The sequence below is a fragment of the Arsukibacterium ikkense genome (assembly GCF_000987775.1).
GTDB lineage: Bacteria > Pseudomonadota > Gammaproteobacteria > Enterobacterales > Alteromonadaceae > Alishewanella > Alishewanella ikkense.
In genome coordinates this window covers 39,279-62,911 of the sequence record NZ_LAHO01000012.1, presented here as the reverse complement: position 1 = coordinate 62,911, position 23,633 = coordinate 39,279, and the positions used below count along the sequence as shown (strand labels likewise).

At 48.2% G+C, this 23,633-nt stretch carries 22 protein-coding genes; 8 read left to right on the top strand and 14 right to left on the bottom strand.

Going from position 1 to position 23,633, the window contains the following annotated elements; all coding sequences use genetic code 11:
• Positions 1-14: 14 nt before the first annotated feature.
• Positions 15-1,016 (bottom strand): cytochrome d ubiquinol oxidase subunit II, encoded by a 1,002-nt coding sequence (gene cydB / locus WG68_RS12610; protein WP_046558059.1) that lies wholly within the window; start codon positions 1,014-1,016, stop codon positions 15-17.
• On the bottom strand, positions 1,016-2,413 hold the full coding sequence (locus WG68_RS12605; protein WP_046558058.1) for a cytochrome ubiquinol oxidase subunit I: 1,398 nt from the start codon (positions 2,411-2,413) through the stop codon (positions 1,016-1,018). Before WG68_RS12605 ends, cydB begins: the two co-directional genes overlap by 1 nt.
• Positions 2,414-2,596: 183 nt before the next feature.
• On the opposite strand from WG68_RS12605, the gene WG68_RS12600 reads away from it, so the two are divergent.
• The 3 genes from WG68_RS12600 (at position 2,597) to WG68_RS12590 (ending at position 4,496) form a co-directional block, all read left to right on the top strand.
• The gene (locus WG68_RS12600; protein WP_046558057.1) at positions 2,597-2,788 is read left to right on the top strand and encodes a YgaP family membrane protein; all 192 of its coding nucleotides are present in this window, start codon (positions 2,597-2,599) and stop codon (positions 2,786-2,788) included.
• Between the two features lie 67 nt (positions 2,789-2,855).
• A complete protein-coding gene (locus tag WG68_RS12595) occupies positions 2,856-4,178 on the top strand; it encodes an NAD(P)/FAD-dependent oxidoreductase (protein WP_046558056.1) in 1,323 nt (440 codons plus the stop codon).
• Between the two features lie 9 nt (positions 4,179-4,187).
• Entirely contained in the window at positions 4,188-4,496 is a 309-nt protein-coding gene (locus tag WG68_RS12590; protein ID WP_046558055.1) for a hypothetical protein, read from the top strand.
• 18 nt (positions 4,497-4,514) lie between these two features.
• Here the strand turns inward: WG68_RS12590 and WG68_RS12585 are convergent, their stop codons facing one another.
• The 9 genes from WG68_RS12585 to sufB all read right to left on the bottom strand — a co-directional run bounded on the left by WG68_RS12585 (position 4,515) and on the right by sufB (position 13,739).
• Positions 4,515-6,572 carry a TonB-dependent copper receptor gene (locus WG68_RS12585; protein WP_235357731.1) on the bottom strand — a complete coding sequence of 686 codons (2,058 nt, stop codon included), beginning with the start codon at positions 6,570-6,572 and terminating at the stop codon, positions 4,515-4,517.
• Between the two features lie 160 nt (positions 6,573-6,732).
• Entirely contained in the window at positions 6,733-7,515 is a 783-nt protein-coding gene (locus WG68_RS12580; RefSeq protein ID WP_046558053.1) for a ferredoxin--NADP reductase, read from the bottom strand.
• Between the two features lie 81 nt (positions 7,516-7,596).
• Positions 7,597-8,022, bottom strand: a complete 426-nt coding sequence (locus tag WG68_RS12575; protein WP_046558052.1) for a SufE family protein — start codon at positions 8,020-8,022, stop codon at positions 7,597-7,599.
• Positions 8,023-8,086: 64 nt separating this feature from the next.
• Positions 8,087-8,620 (bottom strand): putative Fe-S cluster assembly protein SufT, encoded by a 534-nt coding sequence (gene sufT / locus WG68_RS12570; RefSeq protein WP_046558051.1) that lies wholly within the window; start codon positions 8,618-8,620, stop codon positions 8,087-8,089.
• Between the two features lie 43 nt (positions 8,621-8,663).
• Positions 8,664-9,029, bottom strand: coding sequence for a HesB/IscA family protein (locus tag WG68_RS12565; RefSeq protein WP_046558050.1), 366 nt, complete (start codon positions 9,027-9,029; stop codon positions 8,664-8,666).
• A 10-nt stretch (positions 9,030-9,039) separates the two neighbouring features.
• A complete protein-coding gene (locus tag WG68_RS12560; RefSeq protein WP_200897593.1) occupies positions 9,040-10,272 on the bottom strand; it encodes an aminotransferase class V-fold PLP-dependent enzyme in 1,233 nt (410 codons plus the stop codon).
• On the bottom strand, positions 10,269-11,534 hold the full coding sequence (gene sufD / locus WG68_RS12555) for a Fe-S cluster assembly protein SufD (protein WP_046558049.1): 1,266 nt from the start codon (positions 11,532-11,534) through the stop codon (positions 10,269-10,271). Before sufD ends, WG68_RS12560 begins: the two co-directional genes overlap by 4 nt.
• A complete protein-coding gene (sufC, locus tag WG68_RS12550; RefSeq protein ID WP_046558048.1) occupies positions 11,531-12,295 on the bottom strand; it encodes a Fe-S cluster assembly ATPase SufC in 765 nt (254 codons plus the stop codon). The genes sufD and sufC overlap by 4 nt, the downstream gene beginning before the upstream one ends.
• A 7-nt stretch (positions 12,296-12,302) precedes the next feature.
• Entirely contained in the window at positions 12,303-13,739 is a 1,437-nt protein-coding gene (gene sufB, locus WG68_RS12545; RefSeq protein WP_046558047.1) for a Fe-S cluster assembly protein SufB, read from the bottom strand.
• A gap of 281 nt (positions 13,740-14,020) precedes the next feature.
• Here sufB and WG68_RS12540 point away from each other — a divergent pair, with 281 nt between their 5' ends.
• The 3 genes from WG68_RS12540 to WG68_RS12525 all read left to right on the top strand — a co-directional run bounded on the left by WG68_RS12540 (position 14,021) and on the right by WG68_RS12525 (position 16,313).
• Positions 14,021-14,212: a HipA domain-containing protein gene (locus WG68_RS12540; protein WP_046558046.1), complete on the top strand. Its 192-nt coding sequence runs from the start codon at positions 14,021-14,023 to the stop codon at positions 14,210-14,212.
• 538 nt (positions 14,213-14,750) lie between these two features.
• Entirely contained in the window at positions 14,751-15,005 is a 255-nt protein-coding gene (locus WG68_RS12530) for a helix-turn-helix domain-containing protein (protein ID WP_046558044.1), read from the top strand.
• Entirely contained in the window at positions 15,006-16,313 is a 1,308-nt protein-coding gene (locus WG68_RS12525) for a type II toxin-antitoxin system HipA family toxin (RefSeq protein WP_046558043.1), read from the top strand.
• Positions 16,314-16,440: 127 nt separating this feature from the next.
• On the opposite strand, the gene WG68_RS12520 is transcribed toward WG68_RS12525, so the two are convergent.
• On the bottom strand, positions 16,441-17,652 hold the full coding sequence (locus WG68_RS12520) for an IS256 family transposase (RefSeq protein WP_046558042.1): 1,212 nt from the start codon (positions 17,650-17,652) through the stop codon (positions 16,441-16,443).
• Between the two features lie 29 nt (positions 17,653-17,681).
• Here WG68_RS12520 and WG68_RS12515 point away from each other — a divergent pair, with 29 nt between their 5' ends.
• A complete protein-coding gene (locus tag WG68_RS12515; protein ID WP_152663097.1) occupies positions 17,682-18,302 on the top strand; it encodes a hypothetical protein in 621 nt (206 codons plus the stop codon).
• On the opposite strand, the gene WG68_RS19150 is transcribed toward WG68_RS12515, so the two are convergent.
• Positions 18,299-21,013 carry an ankyrin repeat domain-containing protein gene (locus WG68_RS19150; protein ID WP_152663096.1) on the bottom strand — a complete coding sequence of 905 codons (2,715 nt, stop codon included), beginning with the start codon at positions 21,011-21,013 and terminating at the stop codon, positions 18,299-18,301. The genes WG68_RS12515 and WG68_RS19150 overlap by 4 nt on opposite strands.
• A gap of 132 nt (positions 21,014-21,145) precedes the next feature.
• On the opposite strand from WG68_RS19150, the gene WG68_RS12505 reads away from it, so the two are divergent.
• Positions 21,146-22,078 (top strand): viperin family antiviral radical SAM protein, encoded by a 933-nt coding sequence (locus WG68_RS12505; RefSeq protein ID WP_046558040.1) that lies wholly within the window; start codon positions 21,146-21,148, stop codon positions 22,076-22,078.
• 244 nt (positions 22,079-22,322) lie between these two features.
• On the opposite strand, the gene WG68_RS19145 is transcribed toward WG68_RS12505, so the two are convergent.
• Complete coding sequence (locus tag WG68_RS19145; RefSeq protein ID WP_052749081.1) at positions 22,323-23,516, bottom strand: GGDEF domain-containing protein; 1,194 nt, start codon at positions 23,514-23,516, stop codon at positions 22,323-22,325.
• Positions 23,517-23,633 lie beyond the last annotated feature (117 nt).

Below are 23,633 nucleotides of genomic sequence, written 5' to 3'. Positions count from 1 at the left end.
GTTGCACCACGGCGTTAATGATAACCGCCGGCTTTAACTTTGCCGCGAAATACCCAGTAGGTCCAGGCGGTGTAGGCCAGCACTATCGGAATGACAAACAAGAAGCCCAGCAGTAAAAATAACTGCGATTCAAAGGCCGAAGCGGCATCGTACAGGGTGTAGTTTGGCGGCACCATATAAGGCCACTTGCTGGCCAGTAAGCCAAGGTAGGTAAACAAAAACAACCCCATGGTGGCGACAAAAGGCATGCCTTCCTGCCGCTTACGTAACGCGTTAAAAATAACGAAGGCACAGTATAACGCCAGCACTGGCAACAACCAGATAGCACTGAAACCGCTGAACCAACGCGTTTTAACATAGGGGTCAACAAAGGGGGTGTAAACACTGATCACCGCAAACACTACCAGCACCATTAACAGCAAACGTGGTGCCAGTTTATAGGCCCATTGCTGCACCTCACCTTCTGATTTCATAATCAGCCAGGTGGCCCCTAACAGCGCATAACCGGCCACCAGCCCCAGGCCGGTAATCACGGTAAAGGGCGTCAGCCAGTCCAGCGCGCCGCCGACATAGCGGAAGTTTTCGGTCTCAAAGCCCTGAATATAAGCGCCAACTACCGCGCCCTGGGCAAAAGCTGCCACGGTAGAGCCGCCGGCGAAGGCCCAGTTCCACAGGTATTTCGAGGTTTTGGCTTTAAAGCGAAACTCAAAGGCCACACCGCGGAAAATTAACCCCGCCAGCAATAAAAACACCCCGATATACAAGGCCGGTAAAAATACCGAGTACACCAATGGGAAGGCCGCCAGCAAGCCGGCACCGCCCAGTACTAACCAGGTTTCGTTGCCATCCCATACCGGTGCCACCGAGTTCATCATCACATCGCGGTGATGCTCATCAGGGGCAAACGGAAACAAGATACCCTGCCCCAGATCAAAACCATCCATCAGCACATACATCATCACGCCAAACGCGATGATGCCTGCCCAAATCAGCGTTAAATCAAATGGCTGTTCCATTAGTTGTCTCCTTCCAGGCTGGCATGGGCGGCTGAGAAAGGCCGCTTGGCGCGTTCAACTTCGTCTTGCTCATGTGGCCGGTTGGCTTTTTCCACACCGCCACGGAATACTTTCAGTAAGTAATACACGCCGGCACTGAACACCATTGCATACACCAGGATATAACCAATCAGGGTAAACAGTGCCATACCACCGGTCAGCGACGGTGTTAAGCCTTCGGCATGGGTCATCTGGTTGTAAATTAACCAGGGCGCGCGACCCGATTCAGTCACCACCCAACCGGCCAGCACTGCAATAAAGGGGCTTAAACTCATTAAGCGCAGGCCCTGTAAAAAGCGACGGCTGCGGTGATAGTTACCTTTATAGCGCAGCAGCAGGCCCCAGATGGCAAACACCACCATCAATAAGCCCATGGCCACCATAATACGGAACGACCAGAACACGATAAATACCGGCGGCTGCATGTCCGGCGCCACTTCATTTAAGCCCGGTACTTCACCATCCCAGTCGTGGGTAAGCACATAGCTGGCCAGTTTCGGTATTTTTACTTCAAAATGATTGGTTTGCGCCTGCTGATCCGGTATCGCAAACAAAATCAGCGGCACGCCAGTGTCGGTTTGCCAGTTCCCTTCCATCGCCGCCACTTTCATCGGCTGATGTTTCAGGGTATTTAAACCATGAAAGTCACCCACTACCACCTGCAGCGGCGCCAGAATAAGCAGCATCCACAGCGCTATTGATAGGGCTTTGCGGTTGGTGTCAAATTCACGTTTTTGTAAAATAAACCAGGCGCTGACCCCGGCCACCACTAAGGCTGCAGTTAAAAACGACGCCAGTGCCATATGGATAAAGCGGTAAGTAAACGAGGCCGTAAACAACGCCTCGCTCCACGACACCACATGGTACATGCCGTTGCGCAGCTCCAGCCCGCCCGGGGTTTGCATTAACGAGTTAGCCGATAAAATCCAGAACGAGGAGATAAAGGTGCCCAGCGCTACCATAATGGCCGCAAATAAATGCACGCCTTGCGGTACTTTGTCGCGGCCGAATAACAACACCCCTAAGAAGGCGGCCTCCAGGAAAAACGCGGTGATCACTTCATAACTCAGCACCGGCCCGAGGAAATTGGCGGTGGCATAGGAAAAGTTACTCCAGTTGGTACCAAACTGGAATGACATCACTATACCGGAGACCACGCCCATGCCGAATACCACTGCAAACACCTGGATCCAGAATTTGGACAGTTTTTGCCATAAGGGGTTACCGGTTTTAAAGGATAACGCCTCTAATACCGCAATAAAGCTGGCCAAACCGATAGTAAATACCGGAAAGATAGCGTGAAAACACACCACAAACGCAAATTGAATGCGCGACAGAAAAAGCGGGTCAAGTTCCATAACGACTCCTGGGTAAAGCATTAATAACGCTAACTGTTACAGTATAACTAAATTACTTAATACTTTTCTTATATAACGGTGTGACATATTGTCGCAGATCATACTTTTGGTTGATGAAAACATCGCCAGGCAGCCAAAACTATACTACCCTAAATAAGATATTACTAATTATAGGGTGACAAAATGCAAAGCAATGTAGGTGGCATCGATAAAGTACTGCGGATTATCGCCGGCGTAGTGTTAATTGCCCTGGCAGCGACCGGCACTATTGGCCTGTGGGGCTGGATAGGTGTGGTACCGCTGTTAACCGGGCTGTTTAATTTTTGCCCGGCATACAGTTTGCTGGGCATTAAAACCTGTAAGCTGAAATCCTGATTTGTTTTTTAAGCCATGGGCACAATGCTGCGACAGGCAGCCGGATTGTCCGACTGGAGCAGTAGATATGAACCCAAACAAACCAGCACAACCGTTACGCCGCCGGATGTTAAAACTGGGCCTGACAGCGGCGGCTCTGTCAGCCAGCCCGTTGCCGGCCTTAGCAGGCAAACAACACAGCACAGCACATATTGTGATTATTGGCGTGGGCGCCGCAGGTCTGGCGATGGCCAACCGGCTGCGCCGCAATGTAACCGGTAACCGCATTACCCTGGTTGGCCAGCGGGCTGAACATCACTATCAGCCTGGCTACACCATGATTGCTTCGGGTTTGTGGCCGGAAAAAAAAGTGCTTTCCACGACCAGTCAGTGGTTACCAGAGGGCGTTGACTGGCAGGCAGCCGATGTGACGGCTATTGATGCCGCACAACAGCAGCTTAGCCTTAGCAATAACACCAGATTGCATTATGACCTGTTAGTGGTGGCCACCGGCTGCCAGCTGAACTATAGCCAGATCGAGGGCTTTAGCCCTGAGCTGATTGGCCAGCACGGCATTGGCAGTGTTTATGCCGGCCCACAGGCCGCCGCTGCCACCAGCCGCCAGATTGAACAACTGATCAGTCAGGGCCAGGGCCGGGCTATTTTCACCCTGTGCGATACGCCGTTAAAATGTGCCGGCGCCCCTCTGAAAATGACCTTTACCACCTTATCGCGGCTGGAAAAAAGCGGTAAGCGTCAGCAATTCCAGGTCGACTTTTTCAGCCCTTTTAAACAACGGGTTTTTTCGGTGCCGGTGTACAACGATTTTGTGTTGCAGCGCTGGCAAGAGCAACAAGTGGGCTTTTTTGACCAGCGTAAGCTCACTGCCATTGATGCTGGCGCCAACACCGCCTATTTTACTGGCGCTGATGGCCTGAGCCAAAGCGAAGCCTATGATTTTATTCACGTAGTACCGCCAATGAGCGCACCCGATGTGGTGCGTCAGTCGGATCTCGTCTGGCAGAGCGGTGCTTTTGCCGGCAACTGGCTGGAGGTTGATCAGTACAGCTTGCAACACCGGCGTTACCCGAATGTATTCGGGGTGGGCGATGTTATCGGCACGCCCTTTGGTAAAACGGCAGCCAGCGTTAAACTGCAGGCACCGGTGGCCGAGCAAAATATCTTAGCCTATCTGGCCGGGCAACCGCTGCCGGCTCGTTACAATGGTTATACCTCCTGCCCGCTGATCACCAGTATCGGCCGGGCTATTTTGTCGGAATTCGGTTACGAAGGTAAGCTGATGCCCTCATTCAGCTTTATCAGCCCGACAGAAGAATCCTGGACAGTATGGATGATGAAAGAACAAATGCTGCAACCGGCGTATAACGCCATGTTGCATGGCCGGGTATAGGAGCTTAGCATGACATTTAGTGGCGTAATGATGATTATGTGGTATGCCTTACAGCCCTGGTTGTGGCTATTGGCATTGCTGCTGGTGGCACTGCTGCTCAGTTACGGCTTTGGCCGCAGAAACCCGGGCAAACCGCGCAAAACACTGTGGCTGCTGGCAGTAATAGCCGGGCTGATCGCCATGCTGGTGGCACCGGCATTAAGCCACTCGCAACTAAGTTATGTGGCAACCTGGCCGGACAAAGCCGCCCTGGCTGCCATTGGCCTGGGGGTGGCATGCTATGTGGCACTGCTGCTGGCCCCCTGGTTGCGGCGCTAACTGATGCGGCAGCGGTGGCTAAAACTGCCAGTTAAGATTTAACCACCAGGTACGCCCGGCTTCGTTAATCTGCCCTACAGGTAAATAACCGCTCACCATAGTGCCGGCTTTACTCAGATGTTCGTGGTAACGCTGATTTAGCAGATTATCAACGCCGGCAACGACAGTGAACTGCTGAGTGACGCGCCAGCCGCTATGCCATGATAACACCGCAAAACCGGGGCTGGCTTCAATATCGGTACCCACTATATTGCCCTGGCCTGGCGCTACCCGGTGCTGTGCCGCAACCAGGCGCCATAACACACCACTGTACCAATTTTGCTTATCGTAGTTTAACGCCAGCTTTAGCTCCAGCGGTGGTTGCTGCGCCAGCGGCAGCTGGTCGGTCAGGTTACGCCCCCGCACATACGCCAGTGCCAGGCTACTCTGCCAGTGGTGGTTAAAGCGGTAACTCAGATCCAGCTCAGCACCGGCACTGCGGGCATCGATATTACGGCTGACAGTGACACTTTGCATAGCCAGCGGCCAGTTTTGCTGCGTCAACAGATAATCATCAATATGATTGGCAAATAATGACAGCCCTAATTGCCAGGCCTGCTGCTGATAAACCAGCCCTAAGTCCAGCTGTGTGGTTTGCTCCGCTTTTATGTTAAAGGCGCTGACACTCTGTTCTGAGGCGCGGTTGGCCCCGGCCAGCTCCCAGTAATCTGGAAAGCGCTCGTTGTACCCCAGCCCGATATACCATTGCCAGGCGGCCTGCTGTTGTTGATACCGGGCAAAACCTGCCGCTAAGTAAGCATCGCGACGCTGACCAAAACTGGGATTCAGCTGCTGTTGTGCCATGCTGCCCAACACCGGCCGGCTATCCTCGGCCTGCCAGTAATCGAGCCTGGCACCAGCGATCAGCTGACCCGTATCATGTAACTGATACACCAGCTCGTTAAACAGCCCCAGCTGAGCAAAGCGCAGATCTTGCTGACGCTCGCGCTGCTGGTAAGGCATGGCCGCTTGATTCATGCTGTTGCGAATACGATGAACATTCTGAGCGCCATCTAACCCCAGTTGCCAGCTAACATCAGCGCTTAACTGCCACTCGGTGAACAAGCGGCCGCCCAGTGTGCGGCGGTCAGGGTTGCTGGCAGCCGGAGCCGGCATCAGCATGCTGGGGGTAAAGGTGCGCAGGCTGAAGTTGTCCATCACATGGTCGATATAGTTGTAATACCACTGTATATCCAGCCGTTGCAGATAACGGTTAATATTAGTCAGCGACCATTTCAGCCCGATGTTTTGCCGTTTAAATTCGCTGCCATCCATCAACCGGTCGGCGTAAGCCGCCTCGCCATTACTGCTGCCGAGCTTCAGCAGCAGGATATTGTCATCTGACGGGGTGTATGCCAGTTCTAATTGCGAGCTCCAGCGCTGATAGGCCGAATGAATACGCTGCCCTGCGCCATCCTGATAATCATCGGCGTTGGCAAAGGTGGCAATAGCCCTGGCATAGCCTGACGTGGTACCGGCGGTTAAATCAATTGCGCTGTCTGAACGTGCGGCACTGGCCAGCGTGCTATTGAGGCTGCCACTGAGCCCTGGCTGAGCCAGTCGCTGATGATTCCGCTCAAATAATACGGTAGCAGCACTGCTGCCCGGGCCATAGCTTACCGTTTGCGGCCCTTTGATCACGGTAAGCTTGTCATAAGCCTGGGGAGCGATATATGCCGTTGGTGGGTCCATCCTGCTGCCACAACCGCCCAGCAGCATATCGCCGTCGGTCAGGATGTTCAGCCGGGAGCCGGCCATACCGCGAAACAGCGGATCGCTGCTGGCCCCGCCTTTGCGAATTGCGCTAAAGCCGGTGATGCTGCGCAGATAGTCGGCACCATCATGTGCCGGTAATGGCTGACGCGGCTGTTTCGGATCAGTTACCACTGTCAGTGGATCCAGCATTGCTACTGTTGTCACCACGATACGCTCAATATCGCTGTCATCAGCATGAGCCGGCAACGTTGCTGCAGCCGATAGCGGATAAGCCAGCACCACACTGACCACAAACATAGGGCGGAACATTAATGTTGCCACGACAACCTCTTACGTTACATCAATTAACCATAGCGACAATGTTAACGGCAAGAGGACATCAGCACGATGCGACATATTGTCGCAGTATAAACCATCTGTATTCCACGAATGGCCAGCTTCGTTTAGCAGGATAAAACCGCCTGCATGTATGCAGGCGGTTTTATTTTTCCAGAAAAGCTTGTTCGATCACGTAATCACCTTGCTCACGGGACGTGGCTTTTTTAAAGCCCCGCTGATTTAAAATGGCCATAGTGTCATCCAGCATGGCCTGGTTGCCACATAGCATAAAGCGATCGGTAGCAGGGTTTAAATCTGGTAAGCCAAGCTGACGGGTTAAGATGTTGGCGCTGAGCAGTGCGGTGATGCGTTGCTGATGCTCAGCGCTGCGATAAGGCTCACGGGTGACGCTGGGGTAGTAAATCAATTTTTGCTGCACCAGCTCACCGAAAAATTCATTGTTGGGCAGGGTCTCACAAATCGTCTGTTGATAGGCCAGCTCAGAGATCAAGCGTACGCCATGTACTAAGATAATTTTGTCAAATTGCTCATATAAATCAGGGTCTTTAATAATGCCCATAAAGGGCGCCAGGCCTGTACCTGTCGCTAGCAGGTACAAGTGCTTGCCCGGTTTCAGGTAACCTGCCACCAAAGTGCCGGTTGGGCGGGTTGATAGCGTGATCGAATCACCTACCCGGATATGTTGTAATCTTGAGGTGAGGGCGCCGTCAGGTACCTTTATACTGAAAAACTCCAGTTCATGTTCATAATTGGCGCTGGCAATACTATAGGCCCGCAGCAACGGCTTACCTTCGATTTCCAGACCCAGCATCACAAACTGACCATTTTCAAAGGTAAATGTTGGCCGGCGGCTGGTTTTAATGCTAAATAAGGTGTCGTTCCAGTGATGTACCTGCGTCACAGTTTCGGTAATGGTATTTCTCATTAAAAACCCTTAAATGCCATAATAACAAATTGATAGTTATTGTTTTTATTGCTGTTAGCGCGCCGCTTATCTGCAACAACGCTACTGGCTGATCTCAGACTGCGCCCGTTTAGCCATACTGATTATTCTGGCCACTATGGCTCGCAGGCCATTGCCACGCAACGGACTGATATGACGTTCTAAATCCAGTGTTTTAAAATAGTCATCAATAGCAAAAGCCAGGATCGCCGCTGGTGTTTGATTGTGATACGCTGCCAGTACCACAGCCAGTAAGCCATTGACGATAACGGCATCACTGTCAGCCTGAAATTGCAGCCGCCCCCCTTGCTGCTGACTGGTAAGCCACACCTTGCTCTGACAGCCGGCAACCAGATGCGCCGCTGTTTTATGCTCAGCAGCCAACGGCGGGATACTTTTACCCAAGTCAATGATGTACTGGTAACGCTGCTCCCAATCATCAAAAAAGGCGATATCTTCTATGATTTGTGCATAACCGGGTAATGTCATAAGCCTCTCTTTGTGGGTGATGCTGTTGGTTAACAGTCACTGCCTGCGTTAAATAATGTGAGTATTAAAAAAACAGGCCAGCTTCCAGCTGGGCTTCTTCGCTCATCATATGCCGGGCCCAGGGCGGGTCAAAAACCAGCGTAACCTGCACTTTCGCAACGTTAGGCACCATACTTACCCGGTATTCAACATCGCCAACCAGCACCGGCCCCATACCGCAGGCAGGTGCGGTGAGGGTCATAGCAATATGCACCGTATGCGTTGCCTGCTCTATTTTCACGGTGTAAATCAGGCCAAGCGACACCAGATTGATAGGTATTTCTGGGTCATAAATGCTTTCAAGCGCCTGAAACACCTGTTTTTCATCAATTTCGCCATGCGCAGGGGGGCTAAATACAAGCTGCAGTGGCTTGCGGCCAATCGCATCGGCATCGGTACCATCGATGCGGTACATATTGCCACGCCAGGTGATAGTGTAATTACCACCCAGCTCCTGGGTAATGCTGACAAATTCGCCGGCGGCGATCAGTATCCGGTCGCCATTAGGTACGCGTCTGACAATACAGTCACGGTGGATAGCGACGATTTTTTGTGGCATCTACTTCACCTTATCTGAAACAGCAATAGCAAGGCGCAAAGGCTTAACCGACGTTAAAACTTTCGCCGCAACCGCATTCCGCCACTATATTCGGGTTGTTAAACTTTAACACCCCGTTCAGGCCCTGTTTGACGTAATCAATTTCAGTATTTCTAACCAGATTTAATGCATCAGGTGAGACGCAGAAAATCAGTTTATCGCTGGCGTTAATCACGGTATCGCCCGCGACCGGCTGTACAGCGATGTCTAACACATAGGCATAGCCGGTGCAGCCGCTGGTTTTGGTGGAAAGCCGTACCACATGGCCGGGCGTACTGGCCAACTGGCATTCAAAATGGTGAATCGCCATGTCGGTCAGGCAAACTATGTTGTCCGCTGCAATATCAGGTGTGAAGGTTTCTACTGTCATTCCGGGTTCCTCAGGCCAGCATTTGCTGGGTTTTGTGTAAGGCTAAAAACAGGGCATCCACTTCATCCAGGGTGTTATAGACTGAGAATGAAGCTCTTGCCGTACCGGGCAACCCTAACCGCTGCATCAGAGGTTGCGCACAATGTGATCCGGTACGAATGGCGATACCTTGTCGGTCGAGGATAAAACCAATATCAGCTGGGTGGCAGCCTTGCAGTAAAAAACTGAACACGCCGATTTTGTCAGGCGCGGTACCCACCATCTGCAGGCCAGCAAAGGCCTGCCCCAGTTTAGTGGCGTGCGCTAATAAGGCACGTTCATGTGCCTGCACCGCTTTGATATCAAGCTGTTGAAACCAGTCAATGGCCGCAGCCAGACCAATAGCGCCGGCAATATTTGGTGTGCCGGCTTCCAGACGATTAGGCAGTTCGCCCCAGGTCGCCGTTTGGTAGCTTACCTCAGCTATCATTTCGCCGCCGGTTTGCCAGACTGGCCAGTTATGCAGTACCTCAGCCTTGCCCCAAAGCACCCCTACACCGGTGGGGCCAAACAGTTTATGGCCGGAAAAGACATAAAAATCAGCGCCAATATCGATAACATCCACAGCGCCATGCGCAATACCCTGAGCGCCATCAATCAGCACCAGAGCCCCTTTAGCTTTAGCTTCTGCCGTTAGCGCCTTAATGGGGTTGATGGTGCCCAGCGCATTCGACACGTGCGGTAGCGCAACCATTCTGGTACGTTCGGTTAATAAGCGGGAAAACGCCTCAGTGTTCAGCGCACCATTGTCGTCAATAGGCACAATTTTTAAGCTGGCACCGCTGCGCAGGCAGGCTTGTTGCCAGGTGACCAGATTAGCGTGATGCTCCATTTCCGTCACCAGCACTTCATCGCGCGGTTGCAGGCGCTGGGCCATGCCATGTGCCACTATATTTATCGCTTCGGTGGTGCCGCTGGTCCAGATAACTTCGTTGCGATTGGCGGCATGAATAAAACTGGCCACGGTATCCCGTGCTTGTTCAAAGCGCCGGGTCGCTTCGTCGGCCAGCTGATGGGCCCCACGATGCACATTGGCATTGCACTGGGTATAAAAATCAGTGATAGCCTGAATTACCGCCACTGGTTTTTGGGTGGTAGCGGCATTATCCAGATACACCAGCGGCTTGCCGTCAATTTGCCTGTGTAAAATAGGAAACTGGGCACGTATCGCCTCAAGATTAAGGCTGTCAGGTGATCGCATCATCGCACTTCCATCTCCTTAAAACGCGCTCTTAACTGTGGCTCCAGCCATTGCGCCAGCAGTGGGTTTGGCATTTGGTTAATCAGCTCCTGAATAAAACCGAAGTTAAGCATTATCAGCGCCTTTGAGCGGCAGATACCGCGTGTGCGCAAATAATACAGTGCTTCTTCTGCAATTTCAGCGACGGTGGCGCCATGCGCACATTGCACGTCATCGGCATAAATTTCCAGTTCTGGCTTGGTGTTGATTTGACCACGCCGTGACAATAACAGGTTGCGGTTTTGCAGCGCCGCCTGGGTTTTTTGTGCCCCGCGATGAATGTGAATGCGGCCATTAAAGACGGCATTGGCTTTATCACCGACAATACCCCGCACATTTTCTTCTGTGCTGCCATGAGGTTTGGCGTGTTCTATGGTGCTGTGCAAATCAAAGTGTTCTGACTCGCCCAGCAGGTATATGGCGTTAAGTTTGGCCCTGGCGTGCTGGCCATTGTGCATGATGTCGATATCTGTGCGCGACAACTCGCTGCCATAACCAAGCATAGTGCTGTTAAGTTCAGCTTTATCATGCAGGCAAATATGACAGCCGCCAAAGTAAATGGCCTGACGGGTATGCATAACCAGCCTGTAATGCTCCAGTTTTGCCTGCTCGCCCAGTTCAATTTCGGTAAAGCCGGTACTGAAGCTGGCGTGTTCGCTTTGCGTTTGCTCAATAATCGTAACGGTTGCCCGGTCGCCAACCCGCACTAATACCCGATGGTGTGACTCCTGCCCCTCGCTAACCCGGCTGATAATACGGATAGGCTGCTCAATATGGCTGTCATGAGCAATATCAATAAATAACACCTCATTTGCCAACACATCGTTCACCAGGCCAAACAGGTGCCGTTGCGGCTTTACCTGTGCATACATAGAGGTGGTGATCACTCGCTGTATTGCACTGGCGCTGCGCAGGGTATGCAGCTGCAATCCGGCAGCTAACGGCAGTTGGCTAATATCCGTTTGTAACACACCATTGACAAACAACAGATCAAGGCTGTTTAAGCCGGGAATAGCCGTTTGCGGCGGCTCTGCTGGCGGTGTTGCCGGCTGCGCTAACCGCAGCTGCTGCTGCTCTAACGCAGCCAGAGAGGTATACTTCCAGCTTTCTGTGCGGCGGGTAGGCCAGGCAGCCTGCTGCAGTGTCTCAATGGCTTGCAACCGCAACGGGCTGAGCCAGTCGTCTATCTGCTGACCACGGTCTATCACCTGTTGCAGCCATGTCATGCGCTGGCCTCCGCGCTGTTATCTAAACCCAGAAAGGCGTAGCCCTCTTTTTCAATTTGTTTCGCCAGTGCGGCATCGCCCGTTTTAACTATTTTGCCATTGGCTAAAATATGCACGAAATCAGGTTCGATAAAATCGAGTAAGCGCTGATAATGGGTAATGACAATAAAGCTGCGCTTGCCATCACGTTGACTGTTGACGCCATTAGCCACTATTTGCAAGGCATCGACATCCAGCCCGGAATCGGATTCGTCTAAAATGCAGAGGCTGGGTTCAAGTAAAATCATCTGCATGATTTCATTTCGTTTTTTCTCGCCGCCTGAAAAGCCTTCATTAATACCACGCTTTAAAAATTCCAGTGGTAGTTGCACTTGCTGACAGGCTGCTTTGGCTTTTTTCAGAAACTCAGCTGCCGTTAGCGGCGTTTCGGCCCGGTGCTGACGCACGGCATTGACCGATTCTTTCATTAATTCCATGTTGCTAACCCCGGGTATTTCAACCGGGTATTGAAACGCCAGAAACAGGCCATGACGAGCCCGTTGTTCTACGTCCAGCTCCAGCAGATTATTGCCCTGAAAGTCTACCTCGCCATCGGTAACCTGATAGCCGTCGCGGCCAGATAAAACGTAACCCAGGGTGCTTTTACCTGCGCCGTTCGGGCCCATAATGGCATGTACTTCACCTTGTTTAATCGACAGGTTTAAGCCGTTCAGGATATTTTTTTGTTCTACGCTTGCGTGCAGGTTTTTAATGGTTAGCATTGACTGATTATCCTACTGAGCCTTCGAGACTGATTTCGAGTAATTTGCCCGCTTCAACAGCGAACTCCATTGGCAATTCTTTAAACACCGCTTTACAAAAGCCGTTGACGATCATCGAAACCGCTTTTTCAGCATCCAGACCGCGTTGCTGACATAAAAATAACTGATCATCACCTACTTTAGAGGTGGTTGCTTCGTGCTCAACCTTAGCACTGGGGTTTCGGCTTTCGATGTAGGGAAAGGTGTGGGCGCCACAGAGATCACCAATCAATAACGAATCACATTGGGTGAAATTACGGGCACCATCTGCTTTGGGGCCCATATGCACCAAGCCGCGGTAGGTATTATTGCTGTGTCCGGCGCTTATGCCCTTAGCAATAATGGTTGATTTAGTGTTTTTACCCAGATGGATCATCTTGGTGCCGGTATCTGCCTGCTGGCGACCGCGGGTCAGTGCTACCGAGTAAAACTCACCGACACTGTTATCGCCTTTCAGGATGCAACTGGGGTATTTCCAGGTAATAGCCGAGCCTGTCTCTACCTGAGTCCAGGAGACTTTCGCATTGGTATGACATAAAGCCCGCTTAGTGACAAAGTTATAAATACCACCTTTGCCATGCTCATCGCCGGGATACCAGTTTTGCACCGTGGAATATTTAATTTGTGCATCATCCATCGCAATCAGCTCAACCACGGCAGCATGCAGCTGATTTTCGTCACGCTGCGGCGCGGTACAGCCTTCGAGATAACTGACAAAACTGCCTTCATCGGCAATAATCAGGGTGCGTTCGAATTGTCCGGTGTTTTGCTCATTAATCCGAAAGTAAGTAGAAAGCTCCATCGGGCAGCGCACACCCTTGGGAATGTAAACAAAGGAGCCATCGGTAAAAACAGCACTGTTTAATGCCGCAAAGTAATTGTCAGAGCGCGGTACTACCGAGCCAAGATATTTTTTTACCAGCTCAGGATAGGTTTGAATAGCTTCAGATATCGGGCAGAAAATAACCCCCGCTTCTTGCAGCTTCTCACGAAAAGTGGTGACAACCGACACCGAGTCGAATACCACATCCACCGCAACACCCGCCAGCATTTCCTGTTCATACAGGGGTATGCCCAGTTTTTCGTAGACCCGCAACAGCTCAGGATCCACCTCGTCGAGAGATTTAGGTTTGTCTTTCATACTTTTAGGCGCTGAATAGTACGAGATAGCCTGATAATTAATTTTTGGATAATGCACATGAGCCCACTCAGGCTCTGTCATCGTCAGCCAGTTTTGGTAAGCTCGCAGACGCCATTCCAGCATCCAGTCAGGCTCGTTTTTCATGGCAGAGATCCGCCTGATTACATCTTCATTCAATTCTGCAGCGAATGTCTCAGACTCAATGTCGGAAATAAATCCGGCATCATAGGTGCGGGATAACGCCTGGTCGATTTGTTCAGTCATACTCTGATTGTTCCCCGATAGTGTTAAACCTGCTTGCCACCTGACAATACAAAATAAAAGGTGGTTTGCATCCCTGCTGGGCTGATTTTTTTACGACAATAGCAGCATAGTATAATACTTGAGTAATTTACTCAAGTATTAATCCCGACTGTTTTACTAGGGTATTTACGCCAAAGCGGCAGTCCTGGCTCAATGGTTGCCAACATTATTTATACGCATAACTTGCCGGCCCTGACTCCGTGCTGTTTATTGCCGGGGACGCTTAAAAAATCTGAGTTTTTGTGTCGGTTTTATTGACGATAATTACGCCAGGTGCAACCGATGGCCACGCGAAAAACCGCTCAATTTATATTGAGCAGCAAGACCAGTACCGGCTTACACCGCTATACGATATTTTGTCAGCCTTTCCGGCATTTATTTCAGTGCCAATCTTTGAAGAAATGCGCAGATACAGCAAGCGTATTCTAACCTAAGGAGTGTCTGGTTTTTTAGAGGAATATCTCGCTCATTTCTGCCTCACCCTAAAGGGCCAGCTAAAGCTGTTCCAATTTACTCCAGGCAAATTGGTCGAACAACGCGTTCTCACTGGGCAAAGTGCCTAAAACACATCCAAAAAATATATTTTCCTTATTTATTATTGGCTTAATAAGTTACTAAGCAATAAAACAACACTAAATTTGTGCCATTTTACACCGATTGGTCACATTTTTGGTCACAGTAATCTTTTTAAAAAATGACTTCTGCCCTGTTTCACTCACGACAAAATTTTTTAAATTCTGAAAAAAAGCTGAGTTTTCCTGTCGGAAATTTTCGACACTTTTTAGATTATTTTTGGTGTTCGAATTGCTATAAATACCCACTATGTTCCAGCCGTAAACCACCAAGCTCAACTTCCTTTATTACGCCACAGCGTATACAAATGTAAATTACGCCTTAGCGTATATTGACAAAATTTACGGTAAGGCGTATACATTCATAACAAAGTACATCTAATAAGGTGGAGTGTGTTTGATGCAGATCACTCGTCCAGAACAACTTAGCACCCTGATAAAAGCATATCGCAAAAAGCACGGTGTTACGCAAGCAGAGATCGCTCAGTTGGTCGGTCTTCGGGTGGCGACAATTTCTGATTTTGAGAACAAACCTGAATCCTGCAAGTTAGCCACATTTTTCAAAATCCTTGCCGCGTTGCAGCTACAGCTGGATATCTCCCCCCGCGATAAATCCGCAGAACCAGACCAAAGTAAATGGCAGGAGGGCTGGTAAATGGACACGCTTGATATTTACATGAATGGGATCAGGGTGGGTGAATACCAGCGCGATAGACGGGGTACGAATGTTTTCACTTACGATACTGATTGGCTGGACTCGCCAGGACGTCGAAGCTTATCGCTTTCCTTAACGCTTCGACCAGAACGTTATACAGGGCCGGAAGTCTATAACTTTTTTGACAACTTACTGCCCGACTCTCGCGAAATTCGCGAGCGAATGGTGGCACGCTTTAAAGCAAACTCAACCGAACCTTTTGATATCCTTAGCCAGGTCGGCAGGGATTGTGTCGGTGCAATACAGCTGGTTCCATCAGGTGCAGCTGCGCCTATCATTAAACGCATTGAGGCGAGTTCGCTAACGGATACTGATCTAGCAAAAATATTAAATGGCTATCAGTCAAAAAAACCCTTAGGCATGTTGGACGATACACAAGATTTTCGTATTTCACTGGCCGGTGCACAGGAAAAAACGGCACTATTATTCCATCAAGGCCATTGGTGCTTGCCGCATAACGCTACACCAACAACGCACATTATTAAGCTGCCAATAGGTGAGATACGCTCACATGATCGTGTGATTGATATGACGCACAGTGTTGAGAATGAGTATCTATGCCTTAAAATCGCCAAGGCCTACGGCTTTGAAACTGCAAACTGTCAGATGATAATGCCGGACGGCATTAAGGCGTTAGCGGTTGAGCGCTTTGATCGCAAGATGGCGGCCGATAACAGCTGGATCATGCGACTACCACAAGAGGATTTCTGCCAGGTTAGCGGCACCTCCCCCGCTCGAAAATATGAAGTAGACGGCGGCCCTGCCATTTCAACCATAATGCAGGAACTACTAGGTGCTGCAAATCCCAGGCATGATAGAGAAACTTTTATGCGCACCCAGGTTTTATTCTGGCTGCTGGGTGCAACCGATGGTCACGCTAAAAACTTCTCCATTTTTCTTGAACGGCAAGATCAATACCGGCTAACACCGCTATACGATATCTTGTCCGCATTTCCTGCAATCTCTAAAAAGGGTTTACATGAAAAAGACTTGCGCTTGGCAATGTCATTAAAAGGCTCTAAAGGAAGAAAAACAGAATGCCGGTTGATCGGCCCTAAACACTTCTTCAACACCGCTAATGAAGTTGGTTTTCCATTATCGGGCATGGAGCGGATACTGCATGAAATGGGAAGCATGACTGCAGATGTAATCAATCAAGTTGCTGATGAACTGCCCGCTGGTTTTCCCGGTTTTATAGCCGAACCAATTTTTGAAGGGATGCGCAGATACAGCCAGCGCTTGCTTTAATCCTACCATTGAAGCTGATACAACAGACTTTTCAGGTGCACCCTAAGTGACTAGGAAGTGCTCTCACGTATTGATGAGGATTATCCACACAAGAGACTATAAAATCTTTTGTGTAAGTGGCTGTTTATCATAACGATACTCGGTCACCATACATAATCATAAACTGCGTCATTGCAGGCTTCCAATCTCGTAGTGGCATTGTCCACTTTTTAGCAATCTGGTGTAAAGCCAGATATAGCAACTTCAACACCGCATCATCACTTGGGAATGACCGTCTGGTCTTGGTGACCTGACGCAGGCTGGCATTCAGTGATTCAATGGCGTTGGTGGTATAAATCACCTTGCGTATTTCTGGCGGATAGTCGAAGAACACGCTAAGCCTTGTCCAGTTATCACGCCAGGATTTGCTGATGCTTGGATGCTGGTTATCCCAGGTTTCTGCGAACTGCTCCAACGCCTGTTCGGCTTGCTGCAAAGTGGCTGCGCCATAAATGGTTTTTAAATCTGCTGCGACGGCTTTACGCTCTTTCCAGCTGACGAAGCGCAGGCTGTTGCGGATTTGATGTACGATGCACAGCTGTACCTGGGTTTTAGGGTAAACCGCTTCTATCGCATCCGGGAAGCCCTTTAAGCCATCAACACAGGCGATGAAGATATCTTCTACACCGCGGTTTTTTAGCTCGTTCATCACCGACAGCCAGAACTTGGCACCTTCGGTTTGTGCTATCCATAAACCCAGCAGCTCTTTCTCCCCATCGGTGTTCACACCAAGGGCAAGGTAGACAGACTTATTTTGGATGCTGCCTGAGTCACGGCTGCGCACGACTAAACAGTCCAGATACACTATCGGGTATACGGGAGCCAGTGGCCGCTGCTGCCAGGCTTTAACCTCGTCCAGTACGGCGTTGGTTACCTGCGAGATAAAGGTCGGCGAAACTTCAACACCATAGGCTTCTTCAAAATGGGCCTGAATGTCGCGGGTAGACATGCCTCTGGCATACAAGGAAACGATGCGCTCATCAAAGCCACCGAGCTGTTTCTCGCCTTTCTTAATCAGCATAGGCTCAAAGCTGCCGTTGCGGTCACGCGGTGTTTCAAGCTCGATGTCGCCATGAATACTGCGTACGGATTTACGGCTTTTACCATTGCGTGAGTTACCGGTATTCTTACCGATAGCATCATGTTTGGCGTAGCCCAGATGTTGCTCCATCTCAGCTTCAAGGGCACGCTCAGCAATTTTCTTAGTTAACTGCTTAAGGATACCTTGCTCACCAAGCAGGTCTTCAGGGGATTTGTAGTCAGCTAATAACTGATCGATAAGCCGGTCTGATACTGGCATTCTTTATTCCTTTCAAATACATGGATAGAATGCCACTTACACAGATTTTTTACACTCTCTCAGCTGGAACGCGCGGTGCTTCAGAGGTACATCCGTCAGATTATTATCAGATGCGAGAGTCTGAGCCTAAAATTTATTATCAACTGCCGCGGTGGCCGAAACACCGTTTTGCAGAGCAAACCATTGAAAAGATTGTATCTGTATTTAAATCGCTATCTGACAAGCAGCAACAGCAAATTCTCAGAGCCTGCGAAAAAACAGTCTGGTACCGCACTAACGATTGGTCCGGCTTTAATTTTTGGCAGCCAGATGAACTCTGGAATTACCTGAATGCGCTCTTGCCCATATTTACCTCTCTACCAGATGCTTTTGAGCTGGCATGTACATTAAGAGTTAACAGGGTAGCCAGTGATCCGACCTGGAGTACCCTGATTGCAAAATGGCAACCGCCAACAGAGCTACAACACCTAGTCACTATTAAAACTAAACCCTATCGAGATACAGGTAAAAATGGCTATACCGTGCTAACGCTCAAACGGAATAGCGACAAGCCCTTAAAGCATCACGTTGGCGATCATGGTTTCTTTGTTGCTCTAGCCGTTATTTATTTTTGTTTTTCAAATGCAAATAGGTCATTTCATCAGACTTAAAGTTTGTTGATTTGACTGAGAAAAGCCGCCCGTACATTTTCAAGCGCAGTTCTCGTAACGAGCTTATCCCCCTGACTCTTCAGCTTATTATTAAGTAATGCCAACTGCTCCGGGTAATCTAACAATGACACTACTGTCTCAAGGGGTGTTTTTCCTGTTATGTCTTTCTTGTTTGCAAGGCTGACGTCTCTTTGTAATATCTGCTCAACCGCATAAACATTACAGCGCCAGGCAGCGGTATGCAAAGGCGTCCTGCCACCCAATGCTTCTGCATCTATAGCGCAGCCAGCATCAATTAATAATTTAACACAGGTATTGTTCATTGATTTTATCGCACCATGCAACGCTGTCTTGCCTGTAAAATCTTGCTTGTCTACTTCTGCACCATTATTTAAAAGCATTTCTACAAACTCCGCGTCACCATGACCAGCGGCCAACATCAATGGCGTTTGTTGTTTAAAGTCACATAAATTAATTTGGTTAGGCGCAAATTCTGCTAAAACCACTAACCCATTACGGATATTATTAAGAATACCGTTAACCATGTCTCTTTCAGATAACTTCCCCCCTGTAAAACCGGGTAAAATGTTCTTGCGGATCTTCTGAAAGCCTTTTAACCAAAACATTAAGATACTGTCGGCTTTTACATAGGGCAAAGGTTTGCTCAAAAGCTTCTTGTGCTGCTTGAGCCACATCAATAGGGCAGAGTTATCGCCCGTAAACACCAGTTTTGTAACATGCTCCAGCTGTGATTGAATTAGTGGTAATTGTTTTTTAAACTGTGGGTAAGGCTTATATAAGTTGTCCCAGAAAAAAGTAGCACACTCAACAGCAACGTCTTCTAAATCAGGCTGCTGCAAAATTCCTGTCATATTCTCCAGACAATTCCATTCCAGTATCGACTCGTAATACGTGGTATGGTTTTCCGGGATTAACCTTTGATTTGAAACAGCCAATGCCAGACAATCTCTTGCAAGCTCACCTTTCATTGAACCAAAACTTCCGGCACCGCAGCGTTTAAATGCTGCACGCATCACTTCAGTTGCTTTATCAAACTGATTCGAATTGACCAAATGTCTGGATTCCAGTCTGAGCAAATTGACGTTTTGCCAACCTTCGTATGCAGCACTTATCTTCGCTTGACCCAGTAAACCATCGACAAGGCTATATGAGTCTTTACTAAATCTATTATTTCGGATCAGTATATTTTCCAGTTTTAATGCAATAATCTGCAGCTTCTCATCATCTGTAACTGCTATCTCTTCCAACCGCTGGTATGCCGCCGCATAGCCTTTATTACTGAGCTGTTGGAGAACCAACGTTGTCATAGCTTGAAATATCGTAACTTTCTGAAATGCCCTCCATGGCGATCCTGCTTTTACCTCTTGCATTGCTGTTGAGACCTGCTCTGATAACTTCACATGAAGTGAGATCAGCTCCACCCGGGCTTCAGAGGGGAAGATCATGCCTCGCTCATTACAGCTAAAGATATCTATTATCCCAGCTTCTGGTTGCAACTGAGAAAAGATAAAATTCAGTGGCCCCGCCAAATCCTGTGGCGTATCTTGTGAACCTGAATTTGTAACAGACTGGTACATCATTGCCTTTTCTAAGGGTGGCAATTTATTGTCAAACCAAATATTTTCATGGGCAATACGAGTTGCTGTATCGTCGATATGTGAGTATTTACGCTCTGCCGCAATGGTTAAGTTGTAAATTGCCTGAAAGCTGAACAATAACTGTAACAGCTTATTTTTATTCGGATCGGAGCAATATTGGTTAACACCAGGACAAAGAAGCTTAAGTAAACGACGATAGCCGTCTTGCACCATTCTGGCAAAAAGTAAGCGCGTTCTGACTAATCCAAAAGATGGCTTGGCATACCGAATAGCCAGTAGGTTAATAAAATGCATTACCTCACCCTGCTCTGCATTACCTGATAACACATTATCAATACGACCCGGTTCAATCATTGGAATTTCATGGCGCAGCTTTTCCGCATTGAGATTTTTTCTGGTTACAAAATCAAGAGCTTCTTTATATACATCCTGATACTTTAAGTCTGTCGTTGGCGTAAAAGTGCCATTAAAAACGAGCATGGAATCATCGGAAAAATATTTTTCTATCGTATCAGGTGAAGGCAATGTGCCTTTTTTCCAGTTATTTAACGATCGATAAACTGTCTCATAGCGGTCAACATCTGGATCAGAATTCATAGCCAAATCCTGTGAAACTCCATGAATAGAAGCGCCCAGCAAGTCCAACAGCCAATCTACAACGTGGGTAACAGGTAATGTTACCGCCTCATTTTCCAGGTTAGGCAAATACCAGAAACGCCCACCGGGCATACCTTTATCGACTGGTTCTTCTAAACTCCAGAATGCAGCTTTCCTGGCAAAGAAAGGGACTATCCTGAATGCTGCTACCCACCAAACAACCTGCTGTTGAGAGGCGTTCTGGGTGAAACAATGCGCCTCGACGGCTTTGTTCGATGCTGAGAATTCAAAAAAGTTGTGCAGGATGTCGCTTATATCAGCTTCCACACCCAGTTTTCCGATGATTGCAGAAAAAATGTTACCGAGCATCTCTTGTCGTTTTTGCAACGACATCCCGGATTTGAATTTGTTCTTTGTTTTTGTTTGAAAGCTGCCGCAACCAAGACTTTCATACACTTCGAGCAGAGTGGATTCAACTGATGGAAATCGGACCAAAATAAATTCTCTTTTTAATTAATTCAAAAACAACAACTTATGCGAACAGATCAGGGTGGGTACGGCACATTTCATAACGGCTAGTCCGTCTCGGCGGCAAGCTTAGCAGGCTTAACATAAGGAGCCTGAAACATGAATACTAACCATACCGATACACTTGTAATTAACTGGCATATCACCGAAGTATGCAATTACAGCTGCCATTATTGCTACGCTGCCTGGAAAAAACCTGATGAGAAACGCGAGTTATTCCATGACTCAAATTCAACTACAAAGCTTCTACTCGAACTATATAACTGTATCCAGTTCCAGTACAACACATTGGATACCTCAAAGTCCCCGACTTACAAAAAAGTACGATTGAATTTTGCCGGGGGAGAACCATTACTGTTATCAAAGAAACTTCTGCCAATTATGCTTGAGGCAAAAAGAATCGGATTTGACGTGTCCATTATCACTAATGGCAGTCTGTTGACGGAAGAGTTAATGGCTCAGATGGCACCGCTACTAACCTGGTTTGGCATAAGCATTGATTCAACTCGGCTATCTTCTAATCATTTAATCGGGCGCCATACCACCCATCAGCAAAAACTCGACGTTGAGCGATTACTTTCCATTATTGATATTGGGAAACACGCCAACCCATACCTGAAAATAAAACTAAACACCGTAGTAAATGCTATCAATGTATTTGACGATTTATCTGATTTTGTTGAGCGTTTATCGCCTCAGAAGTGGAAAGTTCTGCAGATGCTTCCCATCATCACAACGAAAAATGTGATTGATGAGGCACGTTTTGAAAAGTTTATCGCCCGTCATCACGCTTTTCAGAACATCATTTGTGCTGAAAAAAATGACGATATGCGTAATTCCTATCTGATGATCGACCCTCATGGTCGCTTTTTTCAGAATAGCCCTGCTGAGGCAGGCTCTGATTATGTTTACAGCAGTCCAATACTTTCGGTTGGAGCATCACTGGCGCTGCAGGAGATCCAATTTTCTACAGAAAAATTTGATAGACGCTATGCCAGCAACAACGTTGGAGATAGCTGTGATGTACTGTAGTAATAAAGATATCAACAAGCTGATTAGACGCTTTATTAGCCTGGGCTGGACGTTCATAAAAGGGAAAAAGCACGGCAAATTAATCCATCCAAGTGGTAAAGAGTCTGTAGTTATTGCTTCATCACCCAGCGACAAGCGTGCTATGCACAGCATACAAAAACATATCAGACATGCCTCCAGGAAGGCTTGCGAGATGTAAATATCGACGTCGGTATATTTGCTTAAAAAGTAAGTATTTAATAGATCATACTGTAATGCTGCCGTTCGGTGTTTGCATCGCAACGGTTAGCATTCCATCATGCCAGGCAACTGACTTATTACGGCCTTCAGCCTTAGCATGGTATAGTGCATCGTCAGCTCGTTTAATTAATGCATCAAGCTCCTGTTTTTCTTCAGCTATCGCAAATCCGATACTAACAGTTATTTTTTCTTCAGACAGAAGGTCGAGCGCCTCAATTCGCAGCCTTAACTTTTCAGCTTTATGCGTTGCTTGCGTTGCGTTTGTGTCAGGTAAGCAAATCAAAAACTCCTCCCCTCCTATTCGAAAAAGCAGGTCATAATTCCGAAGGTTTTTCTGCGCAACATCTGCTACCGCTTGAATCACTTTATCGCCGACTTGATGACCATATTTATCATTTACGCCTTTAAAAAAATCAATATCGAAGATCATTAACGTTAATGGCTGGCCCTGCCGTTGGCAGCGATTTAATTCCGCATTTAGTTTCTTTTGCATAGACGATCGGTCAAGCAAACCAGTTAATGAGTCTCGCTCGGCGCGATGCTCAAGCTCTAGCTGCCGCTGTCGCGCTAGAATCATTAAACCACCAGTAAGAATCAAGGCGCCATAAATTGTCAGACTGAACCAGCCAAGTTGATAAACAATGGGATTAGGCGCTGGTGTTGTAAAGCCATATTTGCCCGTAATAAACAGGACTCCCCTGATAGTCATCTGCGTAATATTAAAATACATGACCCATTTGAAATACGTGACTACTGAAGAAAACGTATCATTGTTGGCTCTGGCTAACACTCTTAAACAAAGCACGTTAATAAGAATAATGATGCCAAATCCTAACAACAGCCGGGACAGCTGATCCTGCTGGATTAACGGAGTAAGCTGTAAAAAATAAAAAGTTATCGCCACTACCAGCAGATAAAGGCGCTGCAATGGTTGCTCTAGCAACCGGTGTAGTGCGCTCAGCACCATTAGGTGGAGAGCCACAGTAACAGTGTTAATCACAAAAGGACTGATAAAACCAGGCAATGTATGGTACTGATACAGCATCGAAAAAGCGGAGTGAGCAACCAAACATACCCCAGCGAAACATAAATCCAGCAAATACTTTTGCGAGCTGGTTCGGCGAAACTCAATAAAGAAATAAACTGTGGCAAAAAGGCCAATAACCAAATTTATGGCTGACAGGGTAAAAAGGTCCATCTACACTCCGAATTTCACTACCAACAGAACAAGCCCATGTAGTGCATCAATTAGTTTAAGAGAAAAATAACTTGATGTACCTATTATTTGTATTAGTACAAGCATTACAAGTTTAAA